The sequence below is a fragment of the Paraburkholderia sabiae genome, from assembly GCF_030412785.1.
GTDB lineage: Bacteria > Pseudomonadota > Gammaproteobacteria > Burkholderiales > Burkholderiaceae > Paraburkholderia > Paraburkholderia sabiae.
This window is the reverse complement of record NZ_CP125296.1, coordinates 827,403-853,476: the sequence shown is the minus strand read 5'-3', so window position 1 is coordinate 853,476 and position 26,074 is coordinate 827,403. Positions and strand designations below refer to the sequence as shown.

The following is a 26,074-nucleotide window of genomic DNA, read 5'->3' as shown; positions in this document are numbered from 1 at the left end:
ACTCCTCGGTGAAAAATCCAGTTGAAGTGAGCCTCATGTTAGGGTTCTGCCCGTTTCGAATATTTCTCGAAGCGACACCGGAGTTTTTATTTTCGACATCGAGGGTTAACCACGACCATTCGCGTACTCACGCGCGGCGGCTCGCTGCGGGGTGGTTAGAGCGCCTTCTGATAGCGTCGGCGATCGGCCATCGGGGAGATATGAAACTGCGCCTTGTAGCGCGTCGAGAAGTGCGTCAGCGACGTGAAGCCGGTGCGCGCGCAGACCTCTTCGAGCGGCTTGGCCGTCCGGTAGAGCAACTGCCGCGCGCGCAACAGGCGAATTTCCAGGTACGCCTGTGCTGGCGTCTTGCCGAGCCGCTCGTTGAACCAGCGTTCGAGCTGACGTTGCGAAACGTCGAGAAACGTCGCGATTTCCGCGACTGAAAGCGTTTCCTCCACGTTGCTTTCCATCACCTGCAAGGCTTCGTCGAGTTTCGCGTGCTCGGCGCCGATGTACTGCCGCAGCGACGTGACCTGCCGCTGCTCGTGACTGCGCCGCTCGGCGACCAGCAGTTCGAGCACGCGCGCCGCCAGCGAATGGCTGCCGGGCGGCATGCCGAGCAGATGCACCATCAGATCGAGTGGCGCGACGCCGCCGCTGCACGTATAACGGTCGCGATCGACCTCGTACAGACGATTGGATACGGTGAGCTTCGGAAACTGTTCGAGCAGCACGTCCTGGTCTTCCCAGTGAATCGTGCATCGATAGCCGTTCAGCAGCCCCGCTCGCGCGAGAAAATAGCTGCCTGTATCGAGGCCGCCGAGCGCCGTTCCGCTGCGCGCGTGATAACGCAGCCAGTCGAGCACCGCGCCGATGCCTTTGCGCGGAATCGGATTCGGACCGACGACGAACACGGCGTCGAATTTCCCCGCATCGGCCATCGACGTGTCGGGCATCACGCGGATGCCGTCGCTCGAACAGACGTACTCGTCGCCGGTTCCGATCAGCTGATAGTCGTACACCTTGCGTTCGACGAGCATGTTCGCGATACGCAACGGGTCCACGGCCGTGCCCAGTGCGATCAGCGAAAAGTTGTCCAGCAGCAGGAAGCCGTAGCGCGTGACGCGCAGATCGTGCACGCCCGCCTCGATACGGCTCTCGGGACGTTGCTCAGGTGATGACGACATGGCCGGCCATAGCGGGGGCGATGGTTGAAACCGGCATCATAGCGTCACTTCATTCGACAACCCGGTATCAACGGAAGTACGCCACAAGCTGAAGAATCGTGCCGATACCCGCGATCAGCGTGAACACGGCCGCCAGTACGACGCCTGCCGTTTCCTTGATCTGTTCGGAACGATCGTGCGGGACGCTGTACGTTCTCAGGCGCCCTTCCACCAGGTGATCAGCCAGATACCCTTTGCCAGCCGTTTGACGATAGTTCTTCGTGTTCATTCTGGATCAGTGCCGTAGAGGAACGGGCGACGCGCGATGCGCGGCGCTTGTGTGTGCCACCACAGGTTCTTCGGCGCTGATCCGGAAAACTTTAGAGCTCTCGCGAGGCTGCTCGCGAAATGCCAATGCAGCCGGGAATTACTGATTCGACCCGTCGAAACTCACGACCTCGACCCAGTTCGCACCCTTGCCGACCGGGTACTTGCCGATCTCGCCGAGGTCGCCCGTCTTCGCGTCGATGCGATACACGCTCAAGGTGGGCGACAACTGTCCCACGGCGAACAGATAGTGCCCCGTCGGATCGATGTTGAAACCGCGCGGCTGCTTCTCCGTAGAGAACGTGCCGACGCGCTTCAACTTGCCCGTCGCCGCGTCGATCTTGTACGCCGCGAGCGTGCTCGACGTCCGCTCCGACGCGTACAGGAAGCGTCCGTCGGGCGTCAGGTGGACATCGGCGCCCCACGGTTTATCGCCTGAAAATGCGGGCGGCAGGATCGAGACCGTCTGGATCGGCGTGACCGTATCCGACGCGCGATTGAACGACAGCACGTGCAGCTTGCCGTCGAGTTCGTCGATCAGATACACGAAGCGTTGATCGTGCGAAAACACGAAGTGACGCGGCCCCGACTTTTCCGGCAGCTTGTACGCAGGATCGTGGTCTTCCGTCAGATGCCCTGTCGATGGATCGAATTTCAGGCGCAGCCACGCGTCCGAACCGAGCACCGATGCGAACGCGTAACGGTTGTCGGCGGACGTGCGGATTGCGTGAGCCATCGGTCCCGTCTTGATGGTCTGCTGCACGTCCTTCGCAACGCCATCGGCGCCGATCGCGTTGACCGCGAGCATGTTGCCGCCGTAGGACGCCGAAAACAGATAGCGCCCCGTGGCGTCCGTCGATACATAAGCCATGCTGTCGGCGAGCGGCGCGCGGCCCAGTTCGATCAACTTGCCGTCGAGCGGATTGATCGCGAAACTCACCACGCGATACGGCGTGGAACGCAAGCCCGCATACAGACGATGCCGGTCCGGCGACAACGCCATCGGCATCACCGTGCCATCGACGGACACGGTTTCGACGGAAGTCAGCTTGCCGTTCGCCTGATCGAGCGCCAGCACGGAAATATCCTTGCTGTCGGCATTCGACACATACACGTAGGTCGACGCATGCGCCGCGAGCGTGACCGTCACGCCGACCACTGCCGCCGTGACGATCCGAAGAGCATGCTTCGTGAACTTCTGTTTGCTTTTCATTGTTGTGGTCTCCGTTTTGTCGTTTTCAAGCATGCTTCGGCTTGCCGATACGCGCAGGCGTGTCCGCTCAGGTCACCGGCGCGGGATTGAACAGCACGAGCGCGTTGTGCAGCTTGAGCGCTTCGGCGCAAGTCTTCTTGCGGCCGCTCGCGACTTCGAGCATCAGATGGAACAGTTCCCAGCCCACGTCTTCGATGGTGGCGTCGCCGGTCGCGATCGTCCCCGCGTTGACGTCGATCAGATCGAACCAGCGACGCGCGAGGTCCGTGCGCGTCGCGAGCTTGATGACGGGCACTTCGGCGAGGCTATACGGCGTGCCGCGGCCCGTGGTGAACACGTGCAGGTTGATGCCGGCCGCCACCTGCAGCGTGCCGCAGATGAAATCGCTCGCGGGCGTCGCCGCGTAGATCAAGCCTTTTTTCGTGGCCTTCTCGCCCGGCGAGAGCACGCCGGAGATGGACGAATTGCCTGACTTGATGATCGAGCCCATCGCCTTTTCGACGATGTTCGACAAGCCGCCTTTCTTGTTGCCGGGCGTCGTGTTCGCGCTGCGGTCCGCGCCGCCGCGCTTGAGATAGCTGTCGTACCACTCCATCTCGCGGATGATGGCCGCGGCGACATCGGCATTGGCTGCGCGCGCCGTGAGCTGACCGACGCCGTCGCGCACTTCCGTCGTTTCGGAGAACATCACCGTGGCGCCCGCGCGAACCAGCAGGTCCGTTGCGAAACCCACGGCCGGATTCGCCGTAAGCCCGGAGAATGCGTCGCTGCCGCCGCATTGCACGCCGATCACGAGATCCGACGCCGGACAGGTCTCGCGGCGCCGCGTGTCGAGCCGCTTCAGATGCCCTTCGGCCATCTTCATGATCGATTCGATCATCGCCTGAAAGCCGATGTGCGAGTCGTCCTGCAACGTCACGACCTCGCCGTTGCCCGTCTTCACGGAGAGATCGCCGATATCCGCGACGTCTTCCACGGGCGCGGTTGCGATCGGGATCGTGCCCGGCGGCATCAGGCGTTCGGGCTGCAGCTTCTCGCAGCCGAGGCTCACCATCATCACTTCGCCGCCGAAGTTCGGATTCAGGCTGATGTTGCGCACCGTGCGGATCGGCACCATCGCATCGGGCGCGTCGATCGCGACGCCGCAACCGTACGTGTGCCCGAGGCTCACGACGTCATCGACGTTCGGGTACTTCGGCAGCAACTCGGCCTTGATGCGCGTCACTGCGTGCTGAACCACGTCGGCCACGCATTGCACGGTCGTCGTGATCGCGAGGATGTTGCGCGTGCCGACCGAGCCGTCCGCATTGCGATAGCCCGCGAACGTGTAGCCGTCGAGCGGCGGCATGTCGGGCGCCTTGATCGTCGCGATGGGCAGGTCGTCGAGCGCGGGCGGCGTCGGCATGCGGATGACGTGCTCGTTCACCCAGCTGCCCTTCGGCAGCGGCTGAAGCGCATAACCGATGACCACGTTGTAGCGCACGACGGCATCGCCTTCGGCCAGATCCTTGAGCGCGACCTTGTGTCCTTGCGGCACGCGCTCGCACAACGTCAGGCCATCGGCAAAGACGGCGCCGGCGTCCAGGCCGCCGTCGTTGACGACGATCGCGACGTTGTCGTCGGGGTGCACGCGAATGTAAAGCGGAGACTGTTTCATTGCCTTCAACTCGATCGGCTTCAAGCCGGATATTTCGTCAAACAACTTAGGCGTCATCGTACAACATTTGCCGTCCGATGAGCTACGAGTAAACCCTTAAAATTACGCAAATATGGTGATTTCGTTTGATTTGGCGGTGTCGCACTTGTACGATCTCTCCACACAACACGTCTGACAACCTCATTCCGACACACGAATCATGACGACACCCCAGGAACTCAAGCAGATTGTTTCGGAAGGCCTGCTGTCCTTCCCCGTAACCGACTTCGACGCGAACGGCGATTTCCGCCCCGACACTTACGCGAAGCGACTCGAATGGCTCGCGCCCTACGGCGCTTCGGCGTTGTTCGTGGCGGGCGGCACGGGCGAATTCTTCTCGCTCACGCATAACGAATACTCGAACGTCGTGCGTACGGCGACGGAAGTCTGCAAAGGCAAGGTGCCGATCCTCGCGGGCGCGGGCGGCCCGACGCGCGCTGCCATCGCCTTCGCGCAGGAAGCGCGGCGCAACGGCGCGAACGGCATTCTGCTGATGCCGCACTATCTGACGGAAGCGTCGCAGGAAGGCATTGCGCTGCACGCCGAACAGGTGTGCAAGTCGGTGCCCGACATGGGCGTGATCATCTACAACCGCGCCAATTCCAAACTCAACGCCGACACGCTTGAGCAACTGGCTGACAAGTGTCCGAACCTGATCGGCTTCAAGGACGGCGTGGGCGAGATCGAAAGCATGGTGTCGATCCGCCGCCGCCTCGGCGACCGGTTCTCGTATCTCGGCGGCCTGCCGACCGCGGAAGTCTACGCAGCGGCGTACAAGGCGCTGGGCGTGCCCGTGTATTCGTCGGCTGTCTTCAACTTCATTCCGAAAACGGCGATGGAGTTCTATCGCGCGATCGCCGCCGACGATCACGCCACTACGGGCCGCCTGATCGACGAGTTCTTCCTGCCGTATCTGGCCATCCGCAACCGTCGCGCAGGCTACGCGGTGAGCATCGTGAAGGCGGGCGCGAAACTCGTCGGCCACGATGCGGGCCCCGTGCGCGCGCCGCTCACCGATCTGACGGAAGAAGAACTCGCGCAACTCGACGCGCTGATCCGCAAGCTCGGCGCGCAATAAACGCCAGCGGAAGGAGACCGGCGAGGCCGCGCCTTTCGCGCGCCTCGCCGGTTGCAAACCGGCGCGCATTCAAGAGGAGACATCATGGCTATCAGCCGCACTGCGAACCCGGCAGACGCCGCAACACCGACGCGCGTGCGCTACGTCATCCTGTTGCTGATCTTCGCGATCACGACGTTCAACTACGCGGACCGCGCGACGCTCTCCGTCACGGGCTCAGCGATGCGCGCCGAGTTCGGCTTCGACGCGATCCGCATGGGCTATATCTTTTCGGCGTTCAGCTGGGCGTATGTGCTCTCGCAGGTGCCGGCGGGATGGCTGCTCGACCGTTTCGGCGCGCGCCGCGTGTATGCGGCGAGTATCTTTCTGTGGTCGCTCTTCACGCTGCTGCAGAGTTCGATCGGCGTGCTGGGCAGCGGCGCGGCCGCCGTCACCGCGCTGTTCGTGTTGCGCTTCGCGATGGGCGCGGCCGAAGCGCCCGCCTTCCCCGCCAACGCGAAAGTCGTCGCGAGCTGGTTTCCGACGAAGGAGCGCGGCACGGCATCGGCGATCTTCAACTCGGCGCAGTATTTTGCGGCCGTCATCTTCACGCCGTTGATGGCGTGGCTCACGCATGCGTTCGGCTGGCATCACGTGTACATCGTGATGGGTGTCGCGGGCTTTCTGCTGGCGTTCACGTGGCTGAAGGTGATGAAGAATCCCGCGCAGCATCCGAAGGTCAACCGCTCCGAACTCGAACATATCGAGCAAGGCGGCGGGCTGATTCACGGACGGCAGACGCAGGTTGCAGGCTCACTAGCCGGTTCACGCTCGGGCCATGCACGCTGGTCGATCGTGCGTCAGCTGCTGGGCAACCGGATGCTGCTCGGCGTCTATCTCGCGCAGTTCTGCATCAACGTGCTGACGTACTTCTTCCTCACGTGGTTCCCCATCTACCTCGTGCAGGCACGCGGCATGACGATCCTGAAAGCGGGCCTCGTCGCTTCGCTGCCGGCGATCTGCGGCTTCCTCGGCGGCGTGCTCGGCGGCATTCTGTCGGACGCGATGATCCGGCGCGGCCATTCGCTGACCGTCGCGCGCAAGGTGCCGATCGTGGGCGGTATGCTGCTGTCGGCTTGCATCATCGGATGCAATTACGTCGACACGGACTGGCTCGTGGTTGCGCTGATGTCGCTCGCGTTCTTCGGCAAAGGACTGGGCGCATTGGGATGGGCCGTCGTCGCGGATACGTCGCCTAAGGAAGCGATCGGTCTGTCGGGCTCGATCTTCAACATGTTCGGCAACATGGCGGGCATCGTCACGCCGATCGTGATCGGCTACCTGGTCGCGCAGTCGGGATCGTTCAACGGCGCGCTCGCGTTCGTCGGCATCAACGCGCTCGTGACGATCTTCAGTTACCTCGTGATCGTCAAAGACATCAAGCGAGTCGAACTGCAGCAGTAATCCCGTCACTTCAGCCGCGAAAAACGCCCGGGTTTCCGGGCGTTTTTACTTTTGCATCGACCATTGCGTCGTCCACTCGATTTCCCTCCACGTCTTCCCCGTTGCACGTCATCTCGCCTGTCAGGGAAACTCCCGATACAGTAATTGATGACTAATAATATTATTAATTCCGCCGTATCGTTTCCGTGTCTTCCTAACATAAGAATCGCCGTGCACAGGTGAAGGCAGAGCCATGCACGATAAATTAATAATAATCTTCGACCTTTTATAAACACGGGGGATCACAGGAGAGACAGGTGCGCAACTTATTCGTGCTTTCGGCAAGCGCGGTGCTTCTGGCCGCGTGCGGTGGAAACAGCGATTCATCTAACCCAACAGCGGTGGCCGACACACAGACGCCCGCCGCGAACACAGCAGCGGCCGCGGCATCGGCTGCCGTGCAGAACGAATTCAAGCTGGCGGGCTCCACGCCGCTCGGCATGCGAACGACGACACCCGCCGTCGTCATCAGCGATCCCGACAAGAACCTTCCGCCGTACACGCCACCCGCGCCGCCCGCGGCGCTCTCCACCACCACGCTCAGCTTCGGCGACTTCACGAGCTATCTCGCGCCCGGTTCCACGCAGGGCTGGGTGCCCGGCACGTCGGCGTCGAGCATCACGATTCCGGCGCCCGCCACCAACGGCACGGGCGCCGGCGACAAGGCCGTCGCGCTCGGCAGCACGTATGCGACGGCATCGTACGAAGCGGACGTCACGATCAGCAATCCTGTCGGCACGGGCCCGGCCAACGCGGGCTTTATCGTGCGCACGAGCAATCCGACGGCGGGCGGCCCCGATAGCCTGACGGGCTACTACATCGGCCTCGACACGGGTTCGCACACGCTGGTCGTCGGTCGCGAAAACAACAACTGGACGCAGTTCATCCAGTATCCGAACAGCGCGATCACAGGTGGCAGCACGCACCATCTGAAGGTCACGACAAGCGGCACGGCCATCACCGTCGACCTCGACCAGCAACGCGTGATCAGCGCGAACGATGCGACCAATGCCCTGCCCGCCGCGTTCGCGAACGGCAGCTTCGGTGTACGGCGCTTTGGCGTAGGCGCGACCTTCAGCAACGTGACGATCAAGACCTATCCGAAGGTCACATCGCCGACGTTCGATTTCTCGAAGGTGGCCGGCATGGTCTACACGCCATCGACGGCCGTCAACGCGATCGACTTCTGGCAGAACTACGATCCCGCTGTGGTCAATCGCGAACTGACGTACGCGCAGACCTACGGCATCAACACGATCGCCGTGTATCTGCACTACCTCGTGTGGGCCAACGACCGCGTCGCGTTCCTCAGCAAGTTCGAAAACCTGCTGGAGATTGCGTCGCGGCACGGCATCAAGGTGTCGCCGATCTTCTACGACGACTGCTGGAATCCGACGCCGCAATACGGCCCGCAACCTGCTCCCGTCTGGGGCGTTCACAACAGCCAGTGGGTGCAGTCGCCGGGCACGCCGGTCGAGCAGGCGTACTTCCAGCCGACGGCATCGAATGCGTCGATCACCTACAAGGCGAGCCTCGCGAACTACATCACCGATTTCGTCGCGCCGCATCGTAACGACTCGCGCATCATCTTCTGGGAGCCGATGAACGAGCCGGGCTGCAGTGGCAACGGTTCGCTGCAGCAGACGCGTGCCGTGCTGATGAACGACGCGCGCATCGCGATCCTGAATGCGGGTGCGACGCAGCCGATCAACTCGCCGCAGGTGCAGGAGGACGAAGGCACGTACTTCTCGGACTTCTACGCGTTCCATCCGTATGGCAACCCGTACGCGGGCCCCGTCAACGGCAGCTATGCGAACGCGCTGAATTCGGAGACGCTGCAACGCGGCTTCCCAGGCACGACAGGTCAGACGATGCCCGGCATCGTGTCGAACTACGGCGGCAGCACGGGCTTCATCATCTGGGAGCTGATGATCGGGCGCACCAACACGCGCTTCCACTGGGGGCAAGTGCCGAGCGCACCCGCGACGGTCGAACCGGCGACGCCGTTCCAGGGAACGATCTATCCTGACGGCCACCCGTGGCAGACGTCGGAAGTTCAGGCGCTGACGGGTGGATTCGATGTGAAGCTGCCCGTGTTGAACGTCGCGTACTACAACGATCCGACCTTCAGCAGCGCGCCCGTCAAGACGTCGGTCACCCCGCTCGTCGATTTCGATCTGAACACGGAGCGCGGCACCGACTCGCCGGATGCGTCGGCGGGCGTCAATGCGTCGAACTACGGCATCCGCTGGACAGGTGCGATCGAAGCGTCGATGACGGGTCTCTACACGTTCTCGATCAATAGCGATAACGTGGCGCGGCTGTGGATCAACGGCGTGCAGGTCATCAACAAGAAGACCTCGACGCGTTCGACGACGAGCGGCATCGTGTGGCTGAATGCGAAGCAGGCTGCGTCGATCAAGGTCGAATACGTGCATGGCACGGGTGCCGCAAACATGCATCTGTCGTGGTGGAATCCGCTGGTTCAGAGTCCTGCTGCTGTGCGGATCGTGCCGTCGAATCCGCTTGTGGCGACGAACTGATTGCGTGTTGTTTGTGTGAGAAGGCCGGCGGCGCGAAAGCGTCGCCGGTTTTTTTCGTCATTTCTTTACGATCTCGCACGTCTCGCGCCCGATGAGCGCCCTGACCCCGAAACCAGGGTAAACATCCATTCGCGCAGGTAGTTCTTTAAAATGGTTGGTGTACGGAGTATATTCACCAACAAGATGACCTGTACGCAATGGAGGACGACATCATGCAATTTCATCTCAACGGTTTCCGCGTCGGCGATCCGACGATCGAGCCCGCACTGGAGAGCGCGCCTCGCGCCGATATGCCCGAGACGGTCGATGTACTCATCGTCGGAAGCGGTCCTGCGGGACTCGTGCTCGCCGCACAACTCTCGCAGTTCCCGTCGATCACGACGCGCATCGTCGAGCGCCGCGCGGGACCGTTGTTGATGGGCCAGGCGGATGGCGTCGCGTGTCGGACTGTGGAGATGTTCAATGCGTTTGGACTCAGCGACCGTCTGTTGCGCGAAGCCTATTGGGTCAACGAAACCGTGTTCTGGAGACCCGATGCGAACGATCGTGGCGCGATCAAGCGTACCGGTCGCGTTCAGGATACCGAAACAGGTATGTCGGAGTTTCCGCACGTCATCGTCAATCAGGCCCGCGTGCAGGACTATCTGCTCGACGTGATGCGTCGCTCCGCGCAACGTCTCGAACCCGACTACGATCTCGAACTCGTCGATGTACAGCGCGACGACGGCGACTACCCTGTGCGCGTCACGTTGCGTCGCACCGATGCGACGCGGCTCGATGAACAGGTCACCGTGCGTGCGCGTTATGTAGTAGGTTGCGACGGCGCACGCAGCCGAGTGCGCACGGCCATCGGTCAAACGCTGCGTGGCGATGCCGCCAATCATGCATGGGGCGTGATGGATGCGCTGGCCGTCACGGACTTTCCGGACATCCGCCTGAAGGCCGCCATTCAGTCGGCAAGCAAAGGGAATCTGCTCATCATTCCGCGTGAAGGCGGCTATCTGGTGCGCTTTTACGTCGATCTCGGCGAGGTCACGCCGGAGAACCGCGACGACATCAAGCAGGCCACCGTCGAGCGCATCATTCAGACGGCGCAAGGCATCCTGCATCCCTATTCGCTCGATGTAAAGGAGGTCGCATGGTTCTCGGTGTATGAAGTCGGTCAGCGTCTGACCGACCGCTTCGACGACGCCATTGCAGCCGATGGATCGTCGCGCGAACCACGCGTGTTCATCGCGGGCGATGCCTGCCACACGCACAGCGCGAAGGCAGGCCAGGGCATGAACGTATCGATGCAGGACGGCTTCAACCTCGGCTGGAAGCTCGCGGCCGTGTTGCAGGGACGCAGCGGCATCGATCTGTTGCGCACGTATTCCGACGAACGTCAGCCCATCGCGCAAGAGCTGATCGACTTCGACAAGGAGTGGTCCGCGATGATGGCCGCGCCGCCGAAAGATCCCCTGCATCCGGAAGCTGGCGGCGTCGATCCCGCCGAGCTTCAGGCGTATTTCGTACGCGCGGGCCGCTATACGGCGGGCGTCGCGACGCGTTATCGTCCGGCCATGCTGACGGGCGAAGCGACGCATCAGGCGCTGGCCAAAGGCTTTGCGATCGGCACGCGTTTTCACTCTGCGCCTGTCGTGCGTCTCGCGGATGCGAAGCCTGTGCACCTCGGACATGCAGCACGCGCGGACGGTTGCTGGCGGCTGTATGCGTTCGCTGATGCCGACCGAAGCGTGTTCGACAAGCTGTGCGAACATCTCGCCACATCGACCGATTCGATCTTGCGGCTCGTCACGCCGGAAGGCGCCGATATCGACAGCGTGCTCGATCTGCGCGCCGTGTTGCAGCAGCCTCATCGCGAAGTGCGGCTCGACGGCCTGCCCGCTATCCTGCTTCCACGCAAGGGGCAACACGGTCTCATCGACTACGAGAAAGCATTTACGAGCGATGCCGCGGCTGATATCTTCGACGAACGCGGCATCGATCGCGAACGGGGTGCGCTCGTCGTGGTCCGTCCGGATCAGTATGTCGCGCATGTTCTTCCACTCGATGCATACGCCGAACTGAACGCCTTCTTCCGGCCGATATTCCGCATGCACTAACCCTTCGAACATCGCGAAATTGCCGAACAAACACGACACACCCGAAGCGCTTTCGAAATTCACAGGCAGCCTCGTGCGCCGCGCCCAGCAGCGCCACGTCGCGGTATGGCTCAGCGAAGTGTCTGCGGACATCACGAGCGTGCAGTACGCGGCGCTCGAGATCCTGCAGAAGACGCCGGGCATCAATCAGCGGCAACTCGGCGATGAACTCGATGTAGACCGTTCGACCATCGCCGATCTCACCGCGCGCATGGTTCGCAACGGTCTGATCGAACGCTCCGACGATCCCGACGACAAGCGCAGTTACGTGCTGTTTCTCACGATTGCGGGCAAGAAGCAGCTTGCGATCCTGCGGCCGCGTGTCGAGGAAGTCGAGCGGATTCTCACGGCGAAGTTATCGCCGCGGGAGTCGGGTGAGTTGAAGCGGCTGCTGGCGGCGTTGCTGGCGTAGCGGCTAGTCGCGTTCACACGCGGGACGTGATTCACCGCGCCGAATCAACAGCAAGCAACTGCATATGCCGCGCTTCCGTTTCATCATCGGCGGGAAACATGGATTCCAGCCGTAGCTCCTGCGCCGCCACGTTCTGTGGCGCACCCACCGTCGTGACCATCGAGAAGTAGCGCAGCACCGCGCCCTCGCTGACGAAGTTCAGCGGAATGACAGGCATCGACGGCGCGCTGGAGGTGATTTGATGCGTCTTCCAGTCGCGCGGCACATCGGGATAGGCAAGCAGTTCGTCGAGCAGATGCTGCGTCGTGCCGTCGACCACATGTCCGACGGATTCGCGATGCACCCGCTGCAAGAGGCTACGCGCCACATTGTCCCAATCCGCCACGAAAGGACGCATGCCTTGCGGATCAAACATCAGATGCAGCATGTTGCGCGGTCCTTCGCGCGCCGCCATGTCGACGAAATGACCGAAAAAACGCGGCGCGGCGTCATTGGTCATCAGCACGTTCCAGTGGCGATCCATTACGATCGCCGGAAACGGCTCATGCTGCCGCACCACGCGTTCGAGTGCGCGAACCACGCTGTGCATTTCCTGCGCATTCCACGGTGCCTCCGAATACATCGGCGCGTAGCCTGCGGCAAGCAGTAACGCGTTGCGCTCGCGCAGCGGCACGTCGAGCGTTTGCGCGAGAATCAGCAGCGTGTCGCGGCCCGGCACGCTGCGTCCGCTTTCGATAAAGCTGATCTGCCGCTGGGAAATACCGGCCTCCAGCGACAGATCGAGCTGACTCACGCCTCGCACATCGCGCCAGTAGCGCAGCAGGTTTCCAAGTTCGCCCGGCGGCATGTCAGCGTTCATCACATTTCCCCGATTCGAGAAGCAGCAATATATAACGTAGCGGACTCAGACTGCGGGCGCGCGCCAGACGAATTCCTCGAACTGCCCTTCGAGCGCCGGTTGCGTGACGCTCGCCGTGTAGTTCGTAATCGCAGAGGCCGCCACGACTGCGATGACTTCGAGCAACTGCTCGGCACTGAATCCGGCTTCGAAGAAGCGCTGCTGATCCGCGTCGGTGAGGCGCCCGCGTTTGCCGATCAACGTGCGCGCGGTCGTCGACAGCGCGGCCAGTCCGGCGTCGTTCGGCAGATCGCCTTGCCGCATCGCTTCGACATCGGCAGGATGAACGCCTTGTTGCAACGCGAGCGCCGTATGAAACGCGACAGGCCATTCGCTCGCGTTCGTGACCGCATTGGTCAGCAGCAGCGTCTGGATCTGCGGCTCCGTGAGGCTGCTCGCGTGCACGCGTTCGAACACGCCGATGAAGCCGTTGATCAGCACAGGCGACACAGCCATCTTCGCCGCGATGTTCGGGATCATGCCGAACGTGTGTTGCAGCTGTTCGAGAACGGGCTTCGATTGCGCGGGTGCGGATTCGATCGTATGGGTGGGATAGCGGGACATCGTGACTCTCCGTGGTGTTGAGCGCAGCCGAACTGGTCGCGCGACAGTCCGAAGAGTAGGCGCGCCCTGGAGGCGCGCCAATTACATCGCATGTAATCACTCTGCCGCGTCGAGTCTCACGAATTCGCGCGCCTGATACGACCTCTGCGCCCCGTCGATCAGACGATGCATCCGTACTGCATCCGCGAAAGTGGGCGCTGTGTGCGTGCCGTTCGCGACGTCCTGCGCATAGGCCCAATACAGTTCGGCGAGTTCCAGCACCGCCGAAGGCAAAGGCGAATCCGGCAGTCGCCGATACGATTCGGGCACGTCGAGCCGTTCGAGCGCGAGCTTGTCGCCATGCGCGCCGAAGATTTCATAATCGTCGCCGACATCGCCGAATGCCGATGCATTCGTAATGCGCAAATCGCCTTCCGTCCCCGTGATATCGATCTGCACGCCCGAGCCGTTGCGCTTGCCGCCTTCGATATGCACCGACACGACCGCGTTGCCCTTCAGCATGCCTGCAAGCACGAGCTGATCGGGCGTCGATGTCGGCATCGATACGCCCGTTTCCCTGATCGTCACCGATGGAAACTGGTTCGGCGTGAGCGCGGCAATCGATACGGGCCAGCCGGTTGCGGAGAACAGCATGTCGAGAAAGTGCCCGCCGTAGATCGACACGACCGACGAAAAATTCTCCGGCGGCACGGTCCATTCGAGCGCACGCGTGCGCGTCGCCTGGAAGTAATTCATGCTCACATGCATGCGCACGGAACGCAATTCGCCGACGTAGCCCTGCTCGATCAGACCGCGTACATAACGGCTGTGCGGCGCAAGACGGCGCTGCAATCCGACGACATGACGCACGCCGCGCGCTTGCGCAAGCCGCAGCAGTTCTTCCGATTCGGCGAGCGTCGTCGTCAACGGCCACTCGCAATACGCATGCTTCCCCGCCGCGATCACGCGCTTCACCGTCTGCGCATGTTGAGGCGCGGTGTTCAGCACAAGCACGAGATCGATATCGTCGCTTTCGATCAGTTCATCCGTCGACGCCGCCACGCGGCCAATGCGGTACTCGCGCGCCGCTGCTTCGGCGGCCTCGCGACGCTGACTATAGACGGCCTGCAACGTGTACTGCGGCAACAGATCGAGCACGCGCAGATGGCCGTGCTTCGCCCAGTTGCCCACGCCGATCACGCCCACGCGCAACGGCGAACCTTGCGATGCTTCCATGATGTTCGATTCTCCAGTGAATGACGGACGCCGGCATCAAGCCGGCCGCTCCGTCCAGCTTTGCAGCGCGATGGCGGGCAGACGTATCACGTCGTCGGTGCGTACATAGGTATTCGGTTCGCCGCGTCCGATCAGACGCAGTTTGCGCGCGTCGATATAAGCCTTCTGCGCATCGATCACGGCAGTATCGGCGATATGCATCGTGAGCACTTCGCCGAGTACGAGCGAGCGCGACGGCCCAAGCTCGACGACATCGAACAGCCTGCATTCGAATGAAACGGGACTGTGCGCAATGCGCGGCGTGCGTATCCGCGTCGACGGCGCGGCGACCAGCCCCGCTTCGATGAATTCGCTGCGATCCGGCGGAAAGTCGATGGCGGTGACGTTCATCGCATCGAGATTCGCCTCGCCCACCAGATTCACAACGAACTCACGCTCACGCCGCACGTTCTCGCCCGTGTCCTTGCGATCCGTATCCGAGCGATGCAGGATGCTGAAGCCCAGCACGGGCGGATCCTCGCCGAATGCATTGAAGAACGAGAATGGCGCAGCGTTCAGCTCGCCGCGTTCGCCCAGCGTCGACACCCATGCGATCGGGCGCGGCGTGATCGCGGCGCCGAGCAGCTTGTAGCGTTGCTTCGCGTCGATTGCTTCGAAGTCGAATTCCATCTTTACCTCCTCATCGAGCAAGGACGCGGCATCACACCGACACCACGACACGGCCAAAGTGTTCGTTGCGTTCGAGCAGCGTGTGCGCCTGCACCATCTGCGCGAATTCGAAGCGATGCGCGATCACGGTCTTGAGCGCGCCCGACTGCAAGCCGTCGAACACGAACGCGGCGGCAGCGGCCTGGCGTTGCGCGTCGGTGGTGGTCGCGAAGAGGTTGTAGCCGTGCACGGTGATGCGTTTCAACAGCAGCGGCAGTACGGGCAACACGGTTTCATCGGCACTCAACGCGCCGTATAGCAGGATCGTGCCGCCTGGCCGCAACGCATCGATCAGCCGCGCGAAATCCTTGCCGCCGACAGGATCGAACGCGAGGTCCGCGCCGCGTCCTTCCGTGATGCGCTGCACCGCAACGACCAGATCTTCTTCTCCAGTGACGATCACATGATCGGCGCCGAGCGCGACGAGCGCATCGCGCTTCTCGCGCGTTCGTGTGAGCGCAACGGCCGTCGCACCGAGACGCTTCGCCACCTGAATCGCGCCGATGCCCACGCCGCTCGATGCCGCTGGAATCAGCACGACGTCGCCCGGTTTGACGCGCTCGTGTTCCGTGAACGCCGCATAGGGCGTCACGAATACATTCCAGATCGCCACGGCATCTTCGTGCGACAGCCACGCGGGACTCTTCACGACGGCATGTTCAGGCGCGAGTACGAGTTCGCCGTACACGCCGTAATCGTTCATCGAAAACGACGGCACGGTGCTGACCGCATCGCCGACGCTCACATGCGTCACGTTCGCGCCGATCGCATCGACCACACCGGACGCCTCATAGCCGACGCGCGCCGGCAGCGTCGCCGGCTCGACATACTCGCCGCGCCGCCACATCGATTCCGCGCGATTCAGGCCAATCGCCTTCACGCGTATACGCACTTCGTTCGCAGCAGGTTCAGGTGTGCCCGCTTCGATGTATTCGAAGACCTCGGGGCCGCCGTGCCGCGCAAAGCTGATGACTTTCGCCATGATGCATTCCTTTCATCGTATCTATCGGACGCGCATTGCCGAACGCGATGCGCGTTGAAGTGGGTCGGATTATGGAAATGCCTTCACCGCGGATAAACGCGGCGCAAAAGACATCAGTGTTCTGCTGACACAAACAATCGCCGCGCGCCGCGTGCAGCGGGCTTCGCGCGATTGCGGACACGCGCGTCCGCAGTGACCGAACCCGCCGACGGTTTTTCCGGCGCGGTGCTGCGTCTACATTTGCGTCAAGCGTCGCCCGACAGCGGGCCAATACGCAGCAGCTTCCCGAATCACTGAAATTGTGGAGATTGACATGTCCAAACTGTTCTCGAACGTCGCAGTCGGCCCTTATGAAATCGCTCACCGCGTCGTGCTTGCCCCGCTCACCCGCATGCGCGCCGAAAGCGGCGCACGCCCCGGCCCGCTGATGGCCGAATACTATGCACAGCGCGCGTCTGCTGGCGCGCTACTGATCGGCGAAGCGACCATCGCCGCACCCGACGGCAACGGCTATCTTGGCGCGCCCGGTCTGTACGACGACAGCCAGATCGCCGGATGGAAAGTCGTGACGGACGCCGTGCACGCGAAAGGCGGCAAGATCTTTCTTCAGCTGTATCACGCAGGCCGGCAATCGAACGCACAGTTGCAACCCGATGGCGGCCGTCCCGTCGGACCGTCGGAGATCCCGCACGGCGGCGTTGCGTACACGGAAGCGGGCTGGGTGCCCAACACGCCGAACCGCGCGCTCGAAAAAGCGGAAATCGCGCGCATCGTCGAGAGCTTCCGCACGGCTGCCGAACGCGGCGTGAAGGCAGGCTTCGACGGTGTCGAACTGCATGCCGCCAACGGCTATCTGTTCGATCAATTCCTTCAGGACGGCAGCAACCGGCGCACGGACGAATACGGCGGCTCCATCGCCAACCGCGCCCGCCTGCTGCTGGACACCACGCGCGCCGTGATTTCCGTGTGGGGCGCCGACAAGGTTGCCGTTCGCCTCGGCCCGAGCGGCTCGTGGGGCGACATGTCGGACAGCGATCCTGAAGCGCTGTTCACGTATGTGGCCACGGAACTGAATACGCTCGGCATCGCTTATCTGCATCTGATCGAGCCGCGCATTGCAGGCAATGTCGAGGATGACGCGCGCGACCAGACCCCTGTCGCCGCGAAGTCGCTGCGCACGCATTTTCATGGTGCGATCATCGCGGCGGGCGGCTTCGACGGCGATAGCGCCGAAGCGATCCTGCAAAGCGGCGACGCCGATCTCGTCGCCTTCGGACGGCATTTCATCGCGAACCCGGATCTGCCGGAACGTCTGCGCAATCGTCTGCCATTGAACAGGTACGATCGCGCGACCTTCTTCGGCGGCACGGAAGTCGGCTACACCGACTATCCGTCGTACGACGAAGACGCCGTCGCGGCTTAAGCGCTCCGAACCCTTCTCCGAACCCTTCTCCGAACCCTTCTGTTACGCAATGCGGCCGGTCCGCGCGATGCACATGCACGCGCGGACGGCTGCGCGCCTGCTGGAAATTTCAACCATGGATACCAATCAGCCCGCATCGATCGCCGATGCGCCCACGTCACTTTCATCCGCCGCCGCCAAACGACGCTGGCTAGCCGTGCTGTCGATTGCGCTCGGCTCGTTCGCTTTCGTGACGACGGAATATCTGCCCGTCGGCGTGCTGCCGAAGATCGCCGCCGACCTCGGCGTCACGTCCGGCACGGCGGGCCTGATGACCACCACGCCCGGACTCATCGCAGCGCTCTCCGCGCCGATGCTGCTGCTCGCGGCAGGCCGTCTGAACCGTCGCTCGATCCTGCTGTTGCTGTCCGTCGCACTGGTCGCATCGAACCTCGTCGCGGCGCTCGCGACCAACTTCACGACGATGCTCATCGGACGCGCATTGCTCGGTGTCAGCCTCGGCGGATTCTGGACGGTCGCGCTGGGCGTCTCCGGACAGATCGTCACCGAAGACGAAAGCGCGAAGGCCAGCGCGACGATCTTCATGGGCATTACGCTCGCGACGGTGATCGGCGTGCCGCTTGGAACATTCATCGCCGATCTGTCGTCGTGGCGCGTGTCGTTCTTCGCCACGTCCGCGCTCGCGCTCGCCGCGCTGCTGCTGCAAGCGACGCTGCTGCCCGATCTGCCGCCGCGCGCCGCTGCCCGTCTGATCGATTTCGGCCGCATGCTCACGCGCTGGACCGTTGTGCGCAGCCTCGTGCTCGTCGCGCTGCTGTTCGGCGCTCACTTCAGTGCATATACATACATCGCACCGTTTCTCGAAGACAATGCGGTGCTCAGCGCGACGTGGGTGACGGCGCTCCTGCTCGGCTTCGGCATCGTCGGCTTCATGTCGAACTTCGTCGCGTCGACGTTCGTCACCTCGCATCCACGGCTTTCATTGTCGGCGATGACGGCGCTCGTGATGGCGTCGCTGGTTGCGTTGCCCGCGTTCGCGCACATGCATGGTGCCGTCGTTGCAGGCGTGCTCGCGTGGGGCATCGCTTACGGCGCGATTCCGCTGTGTTTGAGCGTGTGGATGCAGCTGACGTCGCCGGATCGTCCGGAAGCCGCTTCTGCGCTGTTCGTCAGCGCTGTGCAGACTGCGATTGCAGCGGGTTCGCTCGCGGGCGGCGTGGTCGTCGATCATGCAGGCGCGACGGGCGCGATGCATCTCGGTGTGCTGCTGTCGGTATTGGGACTCGCGGTGCTCGCGTCGTTCGCGACGACGGGCCGCACGCTCGCATCCGTGCTCGCGGAGTAATCGTTCGCCGGGTCCGTACCTGCTGGCATGTCACGTCTCCGTGCTACGATGTTCTGCGCTCACCGCGCCGAGGAGACGAACATGCCAGCCCATGACTTCAACGAGTTTTCGTGGGACGAACAGGAAGACGTCAAGGCTGTCCTTGCGAGCCGCGGACTCGCGCTGGGCGAGTTCAAAATCACGGACACCGCTGATTCGCCGCAGAGCGGAAAAAACGGAGCGATCCGGCAAATCTCCGTCACCCGTCTCTCCAACGGCAAGGCGGCGATCTACGACACCGATCATTTCGCTCCGTGGCTCACCGATTTCGACGAGGCGCTGGCAGCGGGTTATTTCGACGACTGACTGACTAATCCGTCAGGCAAGACTCGCCAGCTGGAACCGCCCCGCCGCAGCCTTCAGCAAATCGGTCTGTTCTTTCAGCGAGGCAGCCGCTGCCGCCGCCTCTTCGACGAGCGCGGCATTCTGCTGCGACATCTCATCCATCTGCGAGACCGCGCGATTCACTTCCTCGATGCCGTCGCTCTGCTCGGCGGAGGCCGTCGCGATCTCGTTCATGATCGACGACACGCGACTCACAGCCGAACGCACTTCGCCGATGGTCTGCCCCGCCTGTCCGACGAGACGCGAGCCGTCGTCGACACGCGCACTCGATGCGTCGATCAATGCCTTGATTTCTTTTGCCGCACTCGCGGAGCGTTGCGCGAGCGTGCGCACTTCGCCTGCCACGACGGCGAAACCGCGACCTTCTTCGCCGGCGCGCGCAGCCTCGACGGCAGCATTGAGCGCGAGGATATTCGTCTGGAACGCAATGCCCTCGATCACCGCGATGATCTCGTTCATCCGCTTCGCGCCGTCGTGAATGTCGCGCATCGTGGCAATGACCTGATTCACCACGTCGGCGCCCGCACCTGCCGTAGCGCTCGTTTCTTCGGCAAGCGCGCGCGCTGCGCGTGCATGCTCGGCGTTCTGCGAGACGGCGCTCGTCAGCTGTTCCATGCTCGCTGCCGTTTCTTCGACGGATGCGGCCTGCGCTTCCGTGCGTGCGGACAGGTCGGCATTGCCGGCGGAAATCTGGTGCGTCGCGGCTGCAATCGAATCGCTGCCGCGCGCGATCTGTTCGATCATCGACGCGACGCCTTGCTGCATCTGTCCGACGCTCTTCACGAGACGCCCCATTTCGTCGTCGGTTTCGAAACGCAATTGCTGGGACATGTCGCCGCGCGCGATCCGTTCGACGTGCTGCACGGTCATCTCGATCGGACGTGAGATCGCGCGAAGCAATGAGAAGGCGCACGTGACGCAAGCCAGCAGCCCGACGACGATCGCGATGATCGTCACCGTGAACAGCGTGTCGTAGCGGTCCTGCGCTGCCTGGTAGCGCTCGGCGCCCTGCGTCGTGCGGAACTTGTCGAGCGCCGCCGTTTTCTGCGTGAGGGACGCAGCGAGCGGCGGCATGTCGACCATGGCAATGTGGTCGGCGCGTGCGTGATCGCCGTGGCGCATCGCATCGACCATCGGTTCGAGCGCGCCATGCAGCATCGCTGCGCGCGCGTCGGCGACAGCCGTCGACAACGTCGCTTCTGCGTCGGATGCGGGCAGTGCGCGGTATTCCTTCCACGCCGCATCGGATACCGCGAGATAGTTGAGCGCCTTGTCGATCAATGCTCCCGTGTCCGCTGCTTCGGGATGCAGCAGCACGCGGTCGAGCGTCGTGCGCACCACTGTGAGGTTCAGGTTCGATTTGCCCAGCGAGGTCGCTGCCGCCACATCGCTCGTATAAGCCTGCGCAACCGCGCTGTTCGATCCGCGCATACCCATGATACCCAGTACGCCGCTCACCATCAGGAGCAGGCCGAGCAGCGTCAAGGTAGCGAGGAGACGGAACTTGATGGTGAATTTCATGCTTGTTTCATCGATACAAAGGGACCAATCCTTGTTATCGGCACGGATCTGCAGGAACTTCACTTTTCCTGCGATCCGTTCGTCCCTATTTTTTGTCAGTGTGCGTTCGAACGCACGGCCGGTTCACGTTCGGCAGCCGGTTCGATCGCTGGCTGCGCGTGCGGCTCCGCAGCGATTTCGCGATTCAACACGGCGCGCGCCTGCTTCATGTCGAGCTGCCCTTCCCAACGCGCAACGACCAGCGTCGCCACGCCATTGCCGATCAGATTCGTGACGGCGCGCGCCTCGTTCAGAAAGCGGTCGACGCCCAGCAGCAGCACCAGACCTTCCACAGGAATCTTGTGCATCGATGCCAGCGTCGCGGCCAATGCAACGAAGCCCGCGCCCGCCACGCCCGCGGAACCCTTCGATGTCAGCAGCAGCACGCCGAGCACGAGCAGTTGATCCCAGATCGACAGATGCACGTTCATCGCCTGCGCGATGAAGAGCGCCGCCATCGTCAGATAGATCGCCGTGCCGTCGGCGTTGAACGTGTAGCCCGTCGGCAGCACCATGCCGACCACGGGACGCGAGCAGCCCATCTTCTCCATCTTGATCAGCATCTGCGGCAACACCGCTTCCGTCGACGCCGTGCCGAGCGTGATGAGAATTTCGTCGCGGATATAGCGGAGATATTTCCACAACGACAGCCCGCACATCTTCATGACAAGGCCAAGCACGACCACCACGAAGAAGATCGACGTGAGATACAGGCACACCATCAACTCGCCGAACGATGCCAGCGTGCCGATGCCGTACTTGCCGATGGTGAACGCCATGCCGCCGAATGCGCCGACAGGCGCGACATACATGACGATCCGCACCACGCCGAACATGCCTTGCAGGAACATGTCGAGCATGTCGACGAACGGCGCAGTACGCGGCCCGAGCTTCGCAAGAGAAATCGCGAGCAGCACTGAAAAGAAAATAATGGGCAGCATCTCGCCATTCGCGAATGCACCGACGATGCTGTTCGGCACAATGCTCATGAAGAAGTCGAGCATGCCGTGCTGTTTCGCCGCGTGCGTGTACGTCGTGATGGCCGCGCTGTCGATATGCGCGGGGTCGATGTTCATCCCGCTGCCGGGCTTGATCACGTTCACGACGAGCATCCCGACCACGAGCGCGATCGTCGATGCAACCTCGAAGTACAGCACCGCCTTGACGCCGACGCGCCCGGCTTCGTGCAGATCGTTCATGCGCGCAATGCCCACGACGACCGACGCGAAAATGATCGGTGCGAGCAGCATCCGGATCAGTTTGATGAACAGATCGCCGAGCGGCTTCATCTGCGAGCCGATGTCGGGATAGAAGTGCCCCACCAAGATGCCCGCGACGATCCCGATGAGCACCTGCACGTAAAGCTTCGAAAGGGTTTTTCTGACCTTTGATACCAGCATGTCTGTCTCCTGCATGGCCTCTACTGACGAAACAGTGCGAGCGTCCGCCGCGGAACATGCCGAGGCGGCGGATACAGGCCGGCTTTCGCCTGCGTTGCTTAGTCTTTTTATGAAGGTCGGCGCCGGCCACATCCCGGCGCCCTGCTGCGAGTGGCGTTACGCCGACAGCTTCTGCATTTCGACGATGAGGTCGGACTTGCCCTCGAAGCCGATACCGGGCAGATCCGGCATGGCGATGTAGCCGTTCTCGACGCGCACGCCGTCGGGGAAACCGCCGTACGGCTGGAACAGATCCGGATACGATTCGTTGCCGCCCAGACCCAGACCCGCCGCGATGTTCAGCGACATCTGATGCCCGCCGTGCGGAATGCAGCGGCTTGCCGACCAGCCGTGCTGATGCAGCATGTCGAGCGTGCGCAGATATTCGACGAGGCCATAGCTCAGTGCGCAATCGAACTGCAGCCAGTCGCGGTCGGGACGCATGCCGCCATAGCGGATCAGGTTGCGGGCGTCCTGCATCGAGAACAGATCTTCGCCCGTTGCCATCGGCTTGTCATAGTAGTTGCGCAGCGCCGCCTGCAATTCGAAGTCGAGCGGATCGCCCGGCTCTTCGTACCAGAACAGGTCGTATTGCGACAGCGCCTTCGCGTATTGAATCGCGGTGTCGAGATCGAAACGGCCGTTGGCATCGACGGCGAGTTTCTGGCCGTCCTGCAGCACGCTCAGAATGGAATCGATACGACGCAGGTCTTCGTCGAGCGACGCGCCGCCGATCTTCTTCTTCACGACCGTATAACCACGGTCGATATAGCTGCGCATCTCGTCCTTCAGCTTGCCGTGATCCTGGCCCGGGTAGTAGTAACCGCCCGCTGCATAGACGAAGATCTCGCGATTCGGCTGGCCGTTACCGTAACGGTCCGCCAGCAGCTGAAACAGCGGTTTGCCTTCGATTTTCGCCACGGCGTCCCACACGGCCATGTCGATCGTGCCGATCGCGACCGAGCGCTCGCCGTGACCGCCGGGCTTCTCGTTCGTGAACATCGTCGCCCAGATCTTGTGCGGATCGAGATTGTCGCCGGCGTCGTTGACGAGCGAAGCCGGGTCCGCTTCGAGCAGCCGGGGAATGAAGCGCTCGCGCATCAGCTTGCCCTGACCATAGCGGCCATTCGAATTGAAGCCGTATCCGACCACCGGCTTGCCGTCGCGAATCACGTCCGTGATCACCGCAACGAGGCTTAGCGTCATCTTGCTGAAGTCGATGTACGCGTTGCGGATCGGGGAACTGATGGGAACGGTCTTTTCGCGGATTTCTACGATTCTCACAGCACTGTCTCCTGACTTTGAACAGTTATTGCGCCACACCGGCTGCAATGCTGGACGTAGCTTAGTCGCGAAAGCCCCTGCTACACTTCACCAAGATTCATTTCATCTTTCACCAAAAGTGAATACCGATTCATGAATACCGATACCGCTTCCGACTTCGAATTTTTCATTCTGCTTGCGAAACTCAAGAGCATGTCGGGCGCGGCGCGCGCGCTCGACCTCACGCCGCCTGCGGCCACGAAACGGCTGGGTATCATCGAAAAGCGGCTTGGCGCGCGTCTCGTCAACCGGACGACACGCAGCGTCAGTCTCACGCCGGAGGGAGAAACGTACCTGCGCTACGCGAGCCAGATCGTCGGGCAGGTTCGTGAAATGGAAGAGGCGATCTCGGGCGCGAAGCGCGACCCGCAAGGTTTGCTGCGCATCAACGCAACGCTCGGCTTTGGCAGAACGACGATCGCGCCGCTCGTATCGGATTTCGCCAAGCGCTTTCCAAATGTCGAGGTGCAGTTCGAAGTGACGGACCGGCCCGTCGATCTGGTCGAAGGCGCGTTCGACATGGCGATCCGCTTCGGCGAACTCCCCGACAGCCGACTCAGCGCGCGCCGCATCATGAGCAATCGCCGCTTTTTGTGCGCGTCGCCGAAGTATCTCGAACGGTTCGGCACGCCTGAGCGCGTCGACGATTTGCAGCAGCATCGCTGCATCATTCATCGACAAAACGACGACGCGTATGGCGTGTGGCGCTACATCGTGAACGACCACATCGAGGCGATCAAGGTCAAGGGCGCGCTGTCCAGCAACGACGGCGATATCGTGCTTCGCTGGGCGCTCGACGGCCACGGCATCCTGATCCGTTCCGAGTGGGACCTGGCAAAGTACGTGCAGAGCGGACGGCTCAAGCTGGTGCTGCCCAATACCGTGCTGCCCTCAGCGGACCTGTTCGTCTATTACTCGCGGCAGCGCAATCAGACGGCACGCGCGCGGGCTTTTATCGATTTCCTCGTCGATCGTTTTCAGGCGCCCTTCACACCCGTCGATACGACCGTCGACACACGCGAGCGAAAAAAGCGCACTACGCGAAAGTGATGGCAGCAGATTCAACGCAACGGGACACGCCACTTCAGCAGCACTTCAACATCCGTTTCTGTCGCGATGATGAAACCGTGCTTGACGAACAGGCGCACGGCGGGATTCGTCCGTTCGAGTATCGCTGAAACGTTGACTCGCGCCAGTTGCGCTTCGTCCTGCACCGCGATCAGCAGCAGGCTGCCGAAGCCTTTGCCACGGTGATCGAGATCGATGTGAAGCGCCCTGAGCCGCCATTCCCTGGGGCGCCGATCGATGTCCAGCACGCCGATGGGCACCTCGTCGGCACACGCGAGCATGGCCTTGCCCAGTTGCGTGTCCTGATGACCGAATTGCACGACATCGCCGAGCAGTTCATAGCCTTCCGCCCGCAATGCCGTCGACGGCTTCAATATCCTCAGCAGGATCGGCTCGTCGCCGGGCCCGCACGGACGCAGCTTCAGACTGACGAAATTCGTGGGCTCCATGCGTTTTTTTGACGACGGACAGGTTGATCGCGAATGCCGCGCGATGCGGATGCAGGCTCGAATGCAGGCGAACAGGCAGCGTTCCCTTGCGGACACCTGTCATAACTTCATCGTAACGTCTGCAGCAGCACACTGGTGTGTACGAAAGCTATCCATTTCGAACAGCATGAACATGCAAGGAGAACGCCGGATTAGCGCGTATCGAGGCGACCGGACGCGTCGCACGCACACGTTTGCGTCCTTTCGCATCTGCGCTCATAACGTATCATGTTGTGATGTATTGGATGGTAGAAGGAGGCCGGACATGTCACTCTCTCGCAGACGTTTCATGATACTTTCCGCATCCGTTGCATCGACGGCCGCGCTGCCGATCGGCGCGCGCGCCGACGCGCCGACACTCGCCGAAAACGATCCGACCGCACAGGCGCTCGGCTACAAGATGGATGCATCGAAGGTCGACAAGGCGAAGTTTCCCCGCTATCAGACGGGGCAAACCTGCGCCAACTGCCAGCTTTATCAGGGCAAGCCCGGTTCTGCGGAAGGACCATGCCCGACCTATGGCGGCAAACTGGTGAATGCGAAGGGTTGGTGCAACTCTTATGTGAAGAAAGCCTGATTCGAGGTCGTTATCGCTGTCGCACAGGACCTTCCGGGCGCGTCTTGCGCCGTCGTG

Annotated in this window: 23 protein-coding genes; 10 read left to right on the top strand and 13 right to left on the bottom strand. The window is 62.2% G+C overall.

Annotated elements, in window-relative coordinates:
• Positions 1–155 precede the first annotated feature (155 nt).
• From QEN71_RS33590 to garD, 4 genes are all read right to left on the bottom strand, one after another.
• Complete coding sequence (locus tag QEN71_RS33590) at positions 156–1,169, bottom strand: GlxA family transcriptional regulator (RefSeq protein ID WP_201647449.1); 1,014 nt, start codon at positions 1,167–1,169, stop codon at positions 156–158.
• Between the two features lie 67 nt (positions 1,170–1,236).
• The gene (locus QEN71_RS33585) at positions 1,237–1,437 is read right to left on the bottom strand and encodes a hypothetical protein (protein ID WP_201647448.1); all 201 of its coding nucleotides are present in this window, start codon (positions 1,435–1,437) and stop codon (positions 1,237–1,239) included.
• A 138-nt stretch (positions 1,438–1,575) separates the two neighbouring features.
• Positions 1,576–2,688 carry a lactonase family protein gene (locus QEN71_RS33580; RefSeq protein ID WP_201647447.1) on the bottom strand — a complete coding sequence of 371 codons (1,113 nt, stop codon included), beginning with the start codon at positions 2,686–2,688 and terminating at the stop codon, positions 1,576–1,578.
• Between the two features lie 67 nt (positions 2,689–2,755).
• Positions 2,756–4,345, bottom strand: coding sequence for a galactarate dehydratase (gene garD / locus QEN71_RS33575; protein ID WP_201647446.1), 1,590 nt, complete (start codon positions 4,343–4,345; stop codon positions 2,756–2,758).
• A gap of 199 nt (positions 4,346–4,544) precedes the next feature.
• Here garD and kdgD point away from each other — a divergent pair, with 199 nt between their 5' ends.
• The 5 genes from kdgD to QEN71_RS33550 all read left to right on the top strand — a co-directional run bounded on the left by kdgD (position 4,545) and on the right by QEN71_RS33550 (position 12,043).
• A complete protein-coding gene (kdgD, locus tag QEN71_RS33570) occupies positions 4,545–5,462 on the top strand; it encodes a 5-dehydro-4-deoxyglucarate dehydratase (protein WP_201647445.1) in 918 nt (305 codons plus the stop codon).
• A gap of 84 nt (positions 5,463–5,546) precedes the next feature.
• Positions 5,547–6,905: an MFS transporter gene (locus QEN71_RS33565; RefSeq protein WP_201647444.1), complete on the top strand. Its 1,359-nt coding sequence runs from the start codon at positions 5,547–5,549 to the stop codon at positions 6,903–6,905.
• 296 nt (positions 6,906–7,201) lie between these two features.
• On the top strand, positions 7,202–9,487 hold the full coding sequence (locus QEN71_RS33560; protein ID WP_201647443.1) for a PA14 domain-containing protein: 2,286 nt from the start codon (positions 7,202–7,204) through the stop codon (positions 9,485–9,487).
• Between the two features lie 212 nt (positions 9,488–9,699).
• A complete protein-coding gene (locus QEN71_RS33555; protein WP_201647442.1) occupies positions 9,700–11,592 on the top strand; it encodes an FAD-binding monooxygenase in 1,893 nt (630 codons plus the stop codon).
• Between the two features lie 19 nt (positions 11,593–11,611).
• The gene (locus QEN71_RS33550) at positions 11,612–12,043 is read left to right on the top strand and encodes a MarR family winged helix-turn-helix transcriptional regulator (protein ID WP_201647441.1); all 432 of its coding nucleotides are present in this window, start codon (positions 11,612–11,614) and stop codon (positions 12,041–12,043) included.
• A 31-nt stretch (positions 12,044–12,074) separates the two neighbouring features.
• Here the strand turns inward: QEN71_RS33550 and QEN71_RS33545 are convergent, their stop codons facing one another.
• The 5 genes from QEN71_RS33545 to QEN71_RS33525 form a co-directional block, all read right to left on the bottom strand.
• Entirely contained in the window at positions 12,075–12,902 is an 828-nt protein-coding gene (locus QEN71_RS33545) for a helix-turn-helix transcriptional regulator (protein WP_201647440.1), read from the bottom strand.
• A 45-nt stretch (positions 12,903–12,947) separates the two neighbouring features.
• Positions 12,948–13,505, bottom strand: coding sequence for a carboxymuconolactone decarboxylase family protein (locus QEN71_RS33540; protein WP_201647439.1), 558 nt, complete (start codon positions 13,503–13,505; stop codon positions 12,948–12,950).
• A 96-nt stretch (positions 13,506–13,601) separates the two neighbouring features.
• Positions 13,602–14,720 carry a Gfo/Idh/MocA family protein gene (locus tag QEN71_RS33535; RefSeq protein ID WP_201647438.1) on the bottom strand — a complete coding sequence of 373 codons (1,119 nt, stop codon included), beginning with the start codon at positions 14,718–14,720 and terminating at the stop codon, positions 13,602–13,604.
• 36 nt (positions 14,721–14,756) lie between these two features.
• Entirely contained in the window at positions 14,757–15,389 is a 633-nt protein-coding gene (locus tag QEN71_RS33530; RefSeq protein ID WP_201647437.1) for a flavin reductase family protein, read from the bottom strand.
• A gap of 31 nt (positions 15,390–15,420) precedes the next feature.
• A complete protein-coding gene (locus tag QEN71_RS33525; protein WP_201647436.1) occupies positions 15,421–16,410 on the bottom strand; it encodes a zinc-dependent alcohol dehydrogenase family protein in 990 nt (329 codons plus the stop codon).
• A gap of 313 nt (positions 16,411–16,723) precedes the next feature.
• Here QEN71_RS33525 and QEN71_RS33520 point away from each other — a divergent pair, with 313 nt between their 5' ends.
• The 3 genes from QEN71_RS33520 (at position 16,724) to QEN71_RS33510 (ending at position 19,523) form a co-directional block, all read left to right on the top strand.
• Complete coding sequence (locus QEN71_RS33520) at positions 16,724–17,833, top strand: alkene reductase (protein ID WP_201647435.1); 1,110 nt, start codon at positions 16,724–16,726, stop codon at positions 17,831–17,833.
• 115 nt (positions 17,834–17,948) lie between these two features.
• Entirely contained in the window at positions 17,949–19,178 is a 1,230-nt protein-coding gene (locus QEN71_RS33515; protein WP_201647434.1) for an MFS transporter, read from the top strand.
• An 81-nt stretch (positions 19,179–19,259) separates the two neighbouring features.
• Positions 19,260–19,523 carry a hypothetical protein gene (locus QEN71_RS33510; RefSeq protein ID WP_201647433.1) on the top strand — a complete coding sequence of 88 codons (264 nt, stop codon included), beginning with the start codon at positions 19,260–19,262 and terminating at the stop codon, positions 19,521–19,523.
• Positions 19,524–19,535: 12 nt separating this feature from the next.
• On the opposite strand, the gene QEN71_RS33505 is transcribed toward QEN71_RS33510, so the two are convergent.
• The 3 genes from QEN71_RS33505 to QEN71_RS33495 form a co-directional block, all read right to left on the bottom strand.
• Complete coding sequence (locus tag QEN71_RS33505; RefSeq protein WP_201647432.1) at positions 19,536–21,083, bottom strand: methyl-accepting chemotaxis protein; 1,548 nt, start codon at positions 21,081–21,083, stop codon at positions 19,536–19,538.
• Positions 21,084–21,178: 95 nt separating this feature from the next.
• Positions 21,179–22,522 (bottom strand): C4-dicarboxylate transporter DctA, encoded by a 1,344-nt coding sequence (gene dctA, locus QEN71_RS33500; protein ID WP_201647431.1) that lies wholly within the window; start codon positions 22,520–22,522, stop codon positions 21,179–21,181.
• A 156-nt stretch (positions 22,523–22,678) separates the two neighbouring features.
• The gene (locus QEN71_RS33495) at positions 22,679–23,845 is read right to left on the bottom strand and encodes a mandelate racemase/muconate lactonizing enzyme family protein (protein ID WP_201647430.1); all 1,167 of its coding nucleotides are present in this window, start codon (positions 23,843–23,845) and stop codon (positions 22,679–22,681) included.
• A gap of 132 nt (positions 23,846–23,977) precedes the next feature.
• Here QEN71_RS33495 and QEN71_RS33490 point away from each other — a divergent pair, with 132 nt between their 5' ends.
• Positions 23,978–24,934 (top strand): LysR substrate-binding domain-containing protein, encoded by a 957-nt coding sequence (locus QEN71_RS33490; protein ID WP_201647429.1) that lies wholly within the window; start codon positions 23,978–23,980, stop codon positions 24,932–24,934.
• An 11-nt stretch (positions 24,935–24,945) separates the two neighbouring features.
• Here QEN71_RS33490 and QEN71_RS33485 read toward each other — a convergent pair whose 3' ends face one another.
• Positions 24,946–25,401 (bottom strand): GNAT family N-acetyltransferase, encoded by a 456-nt coding sequence (locus QEN71_RS33485; protein ID WP_201647428.1) that lies wholly within the window; start codon positions 25,399–25,401, stop codon positions 24,946–24,948.
• Positions 25,402–25,705: 304 nt separating this feature from the next.
• Between QEN71_RS33485 and QEN71_RS33480 the strand changes: the two genes are divergently transcribed.
• On the top strand, positions 25,706–26,017 hold the full coding sequence (locus QEN71_RS33480; protein WP_201647427.1) for a high-potential iron-sulfur protein: 312 nt from the start codon (positions 25,706–25,708) through the stop codon (positions 26,015–26,017).
• Positions 26,018–26,074 lie beyond the last annotated feature (57 nt).

Bases quoted from the DNA above. Each gene is read 5' to 3' on its own strand.
- dctA (WP_201647431.1), bottom strand. From the start codon at position 22,522: ATGCTGGTATCAAAGGTCAGAAAAACCCTTTCGAAGCTTTACGTGCAG.
- QEN71_RS33505 (WP_201647432.1), bottom strand. From the start codon at position 21,083: ATGAAATTCACCATCAAGTTCCGTCTCCTCGCTACCTTGACGCTGCTC.
- QEN71_RS33520 (WP_201647435.1), top strand. From the start codon at position 16,724: ATGTCCAAACTGTTCTCGAACGTCGCAGTCGGCCCTTATGAAATCGCT.
- QEN71_RS33485 (WP_201647428.1), bottom strand. From the start codon at position 25,401: ATGGAGCCCACGAATTTCGTCAGTCTGAAGCTGCGTCCGTGCGGGCCC.
- QEN71_RS33585 (WP_201647448.1), bottom strand. From the start codon at position 1,437: ATGAACACGAAGAACTATCGTCAAACGGCTGGCAAAGGGTATCTGGCT.
- QEN71_RS33525 (WP_201647436.1), bottom strand. From the start codon at position 16,410: ATGGCGAAAGTCATCAGCTTTGCGCGGCACGGCGGCCCCGAGGTCTTC.
- QEN71_RS33545 (WP_201647440.1), bottom strand. From the start codon at position 12,902: ATGAACGCTGACATGCCGCCGGGCGAACTTGGAAACCTGCTGCGCTAC.
- QEN71_RS33510 (WP_201647433.1), top strand. From the start codon at position 19,260: ATGCCAGCCCATGACTTCAACGAGTTTTCGTGGGACGAACAGGAAGAC.
- QEN71_RS33535 (WP_201647438.1), bottom strand. From the start codon at position 14,720: ATGGAAGCATCGCAAGGTTCGCCGTTGCGCGTGGGCGTGATCGGCGTG.
- QEN71_RS33515 (WP_201647434.1), top strand. From the start codon at position 17,949: ATGGATACCAATCAGCCCGCATCGATCGCCGATGCGCCCACGTCACTT.
- QEN71_RS33480 (WP_201647427.1), top strand. From the start codon at position 25,706: ATGTCACTCTCTCGCAGACGTTTCATGATACTTTCCGCATCCGTTGCA.
- QEN71_RS33530 (WP_201647437.1), bottom strand. From the start codon at position 15,389: ATGGAATTCGACTTCGAAGCAATCGACGCGAAGCAACGCTACAAGCTG.
- QEN71_RS33540 (WP_201647439.1), bottom strand. From the start codon at position 13,505: ATGTCCCGCTATCCCACCCATACGATCGAATCCGCACCCGCGCAATCG.
- QEN71_RS33490 (WP_201647429.1), top strand. From the start codon at position 23,978: ATGAATACCGATACCGCTTCCGACTTCGAATTTTTCATTCTGCTTGCG.
- QEN71_RS33565 (WP_201647444.1), top strand. From the start codon at position 5,547: ATGGCTATCAGCCGCACTGCGAACCCGGCAGACGCCGCAACACCGACG.
- QEN71_RS33555 (WP_201647442.1), top strand. From the start codon at position 9,700: ATGCAATTTCATCTCAACGGTTTCCGCGTCGGCGATCCGACGATCGAG.
- kdgD (WP_201647445.1), top strand. From the start codon at position 4,545: ATGACGACACCCCAGGAACTCAAGCAGATTGTTTCGGAAGGCCTGCTG.
- QEN71_RS33590 (WP_201647449.1), bottom strand. From the start codon at position 1,169: ATGTCGTCATCACCTGAGCAACGTCCCGAGAGCCGTATCGAGGCGGGC.
- garD (WP_201647446.1), bottom strand. From the start codon at position 4,345: ATGAAACAGTCTCCGCTTTACATTCGCGTGCACCCCGACGACAACGTC.
- QEN71_RS33580 (WP_201647447.1), bottom strand. From the start codon at position 2,688: ATGAAAAGCAAACAGAAGTTCACGAAGCATGCTCTTCGGATCGTCACG.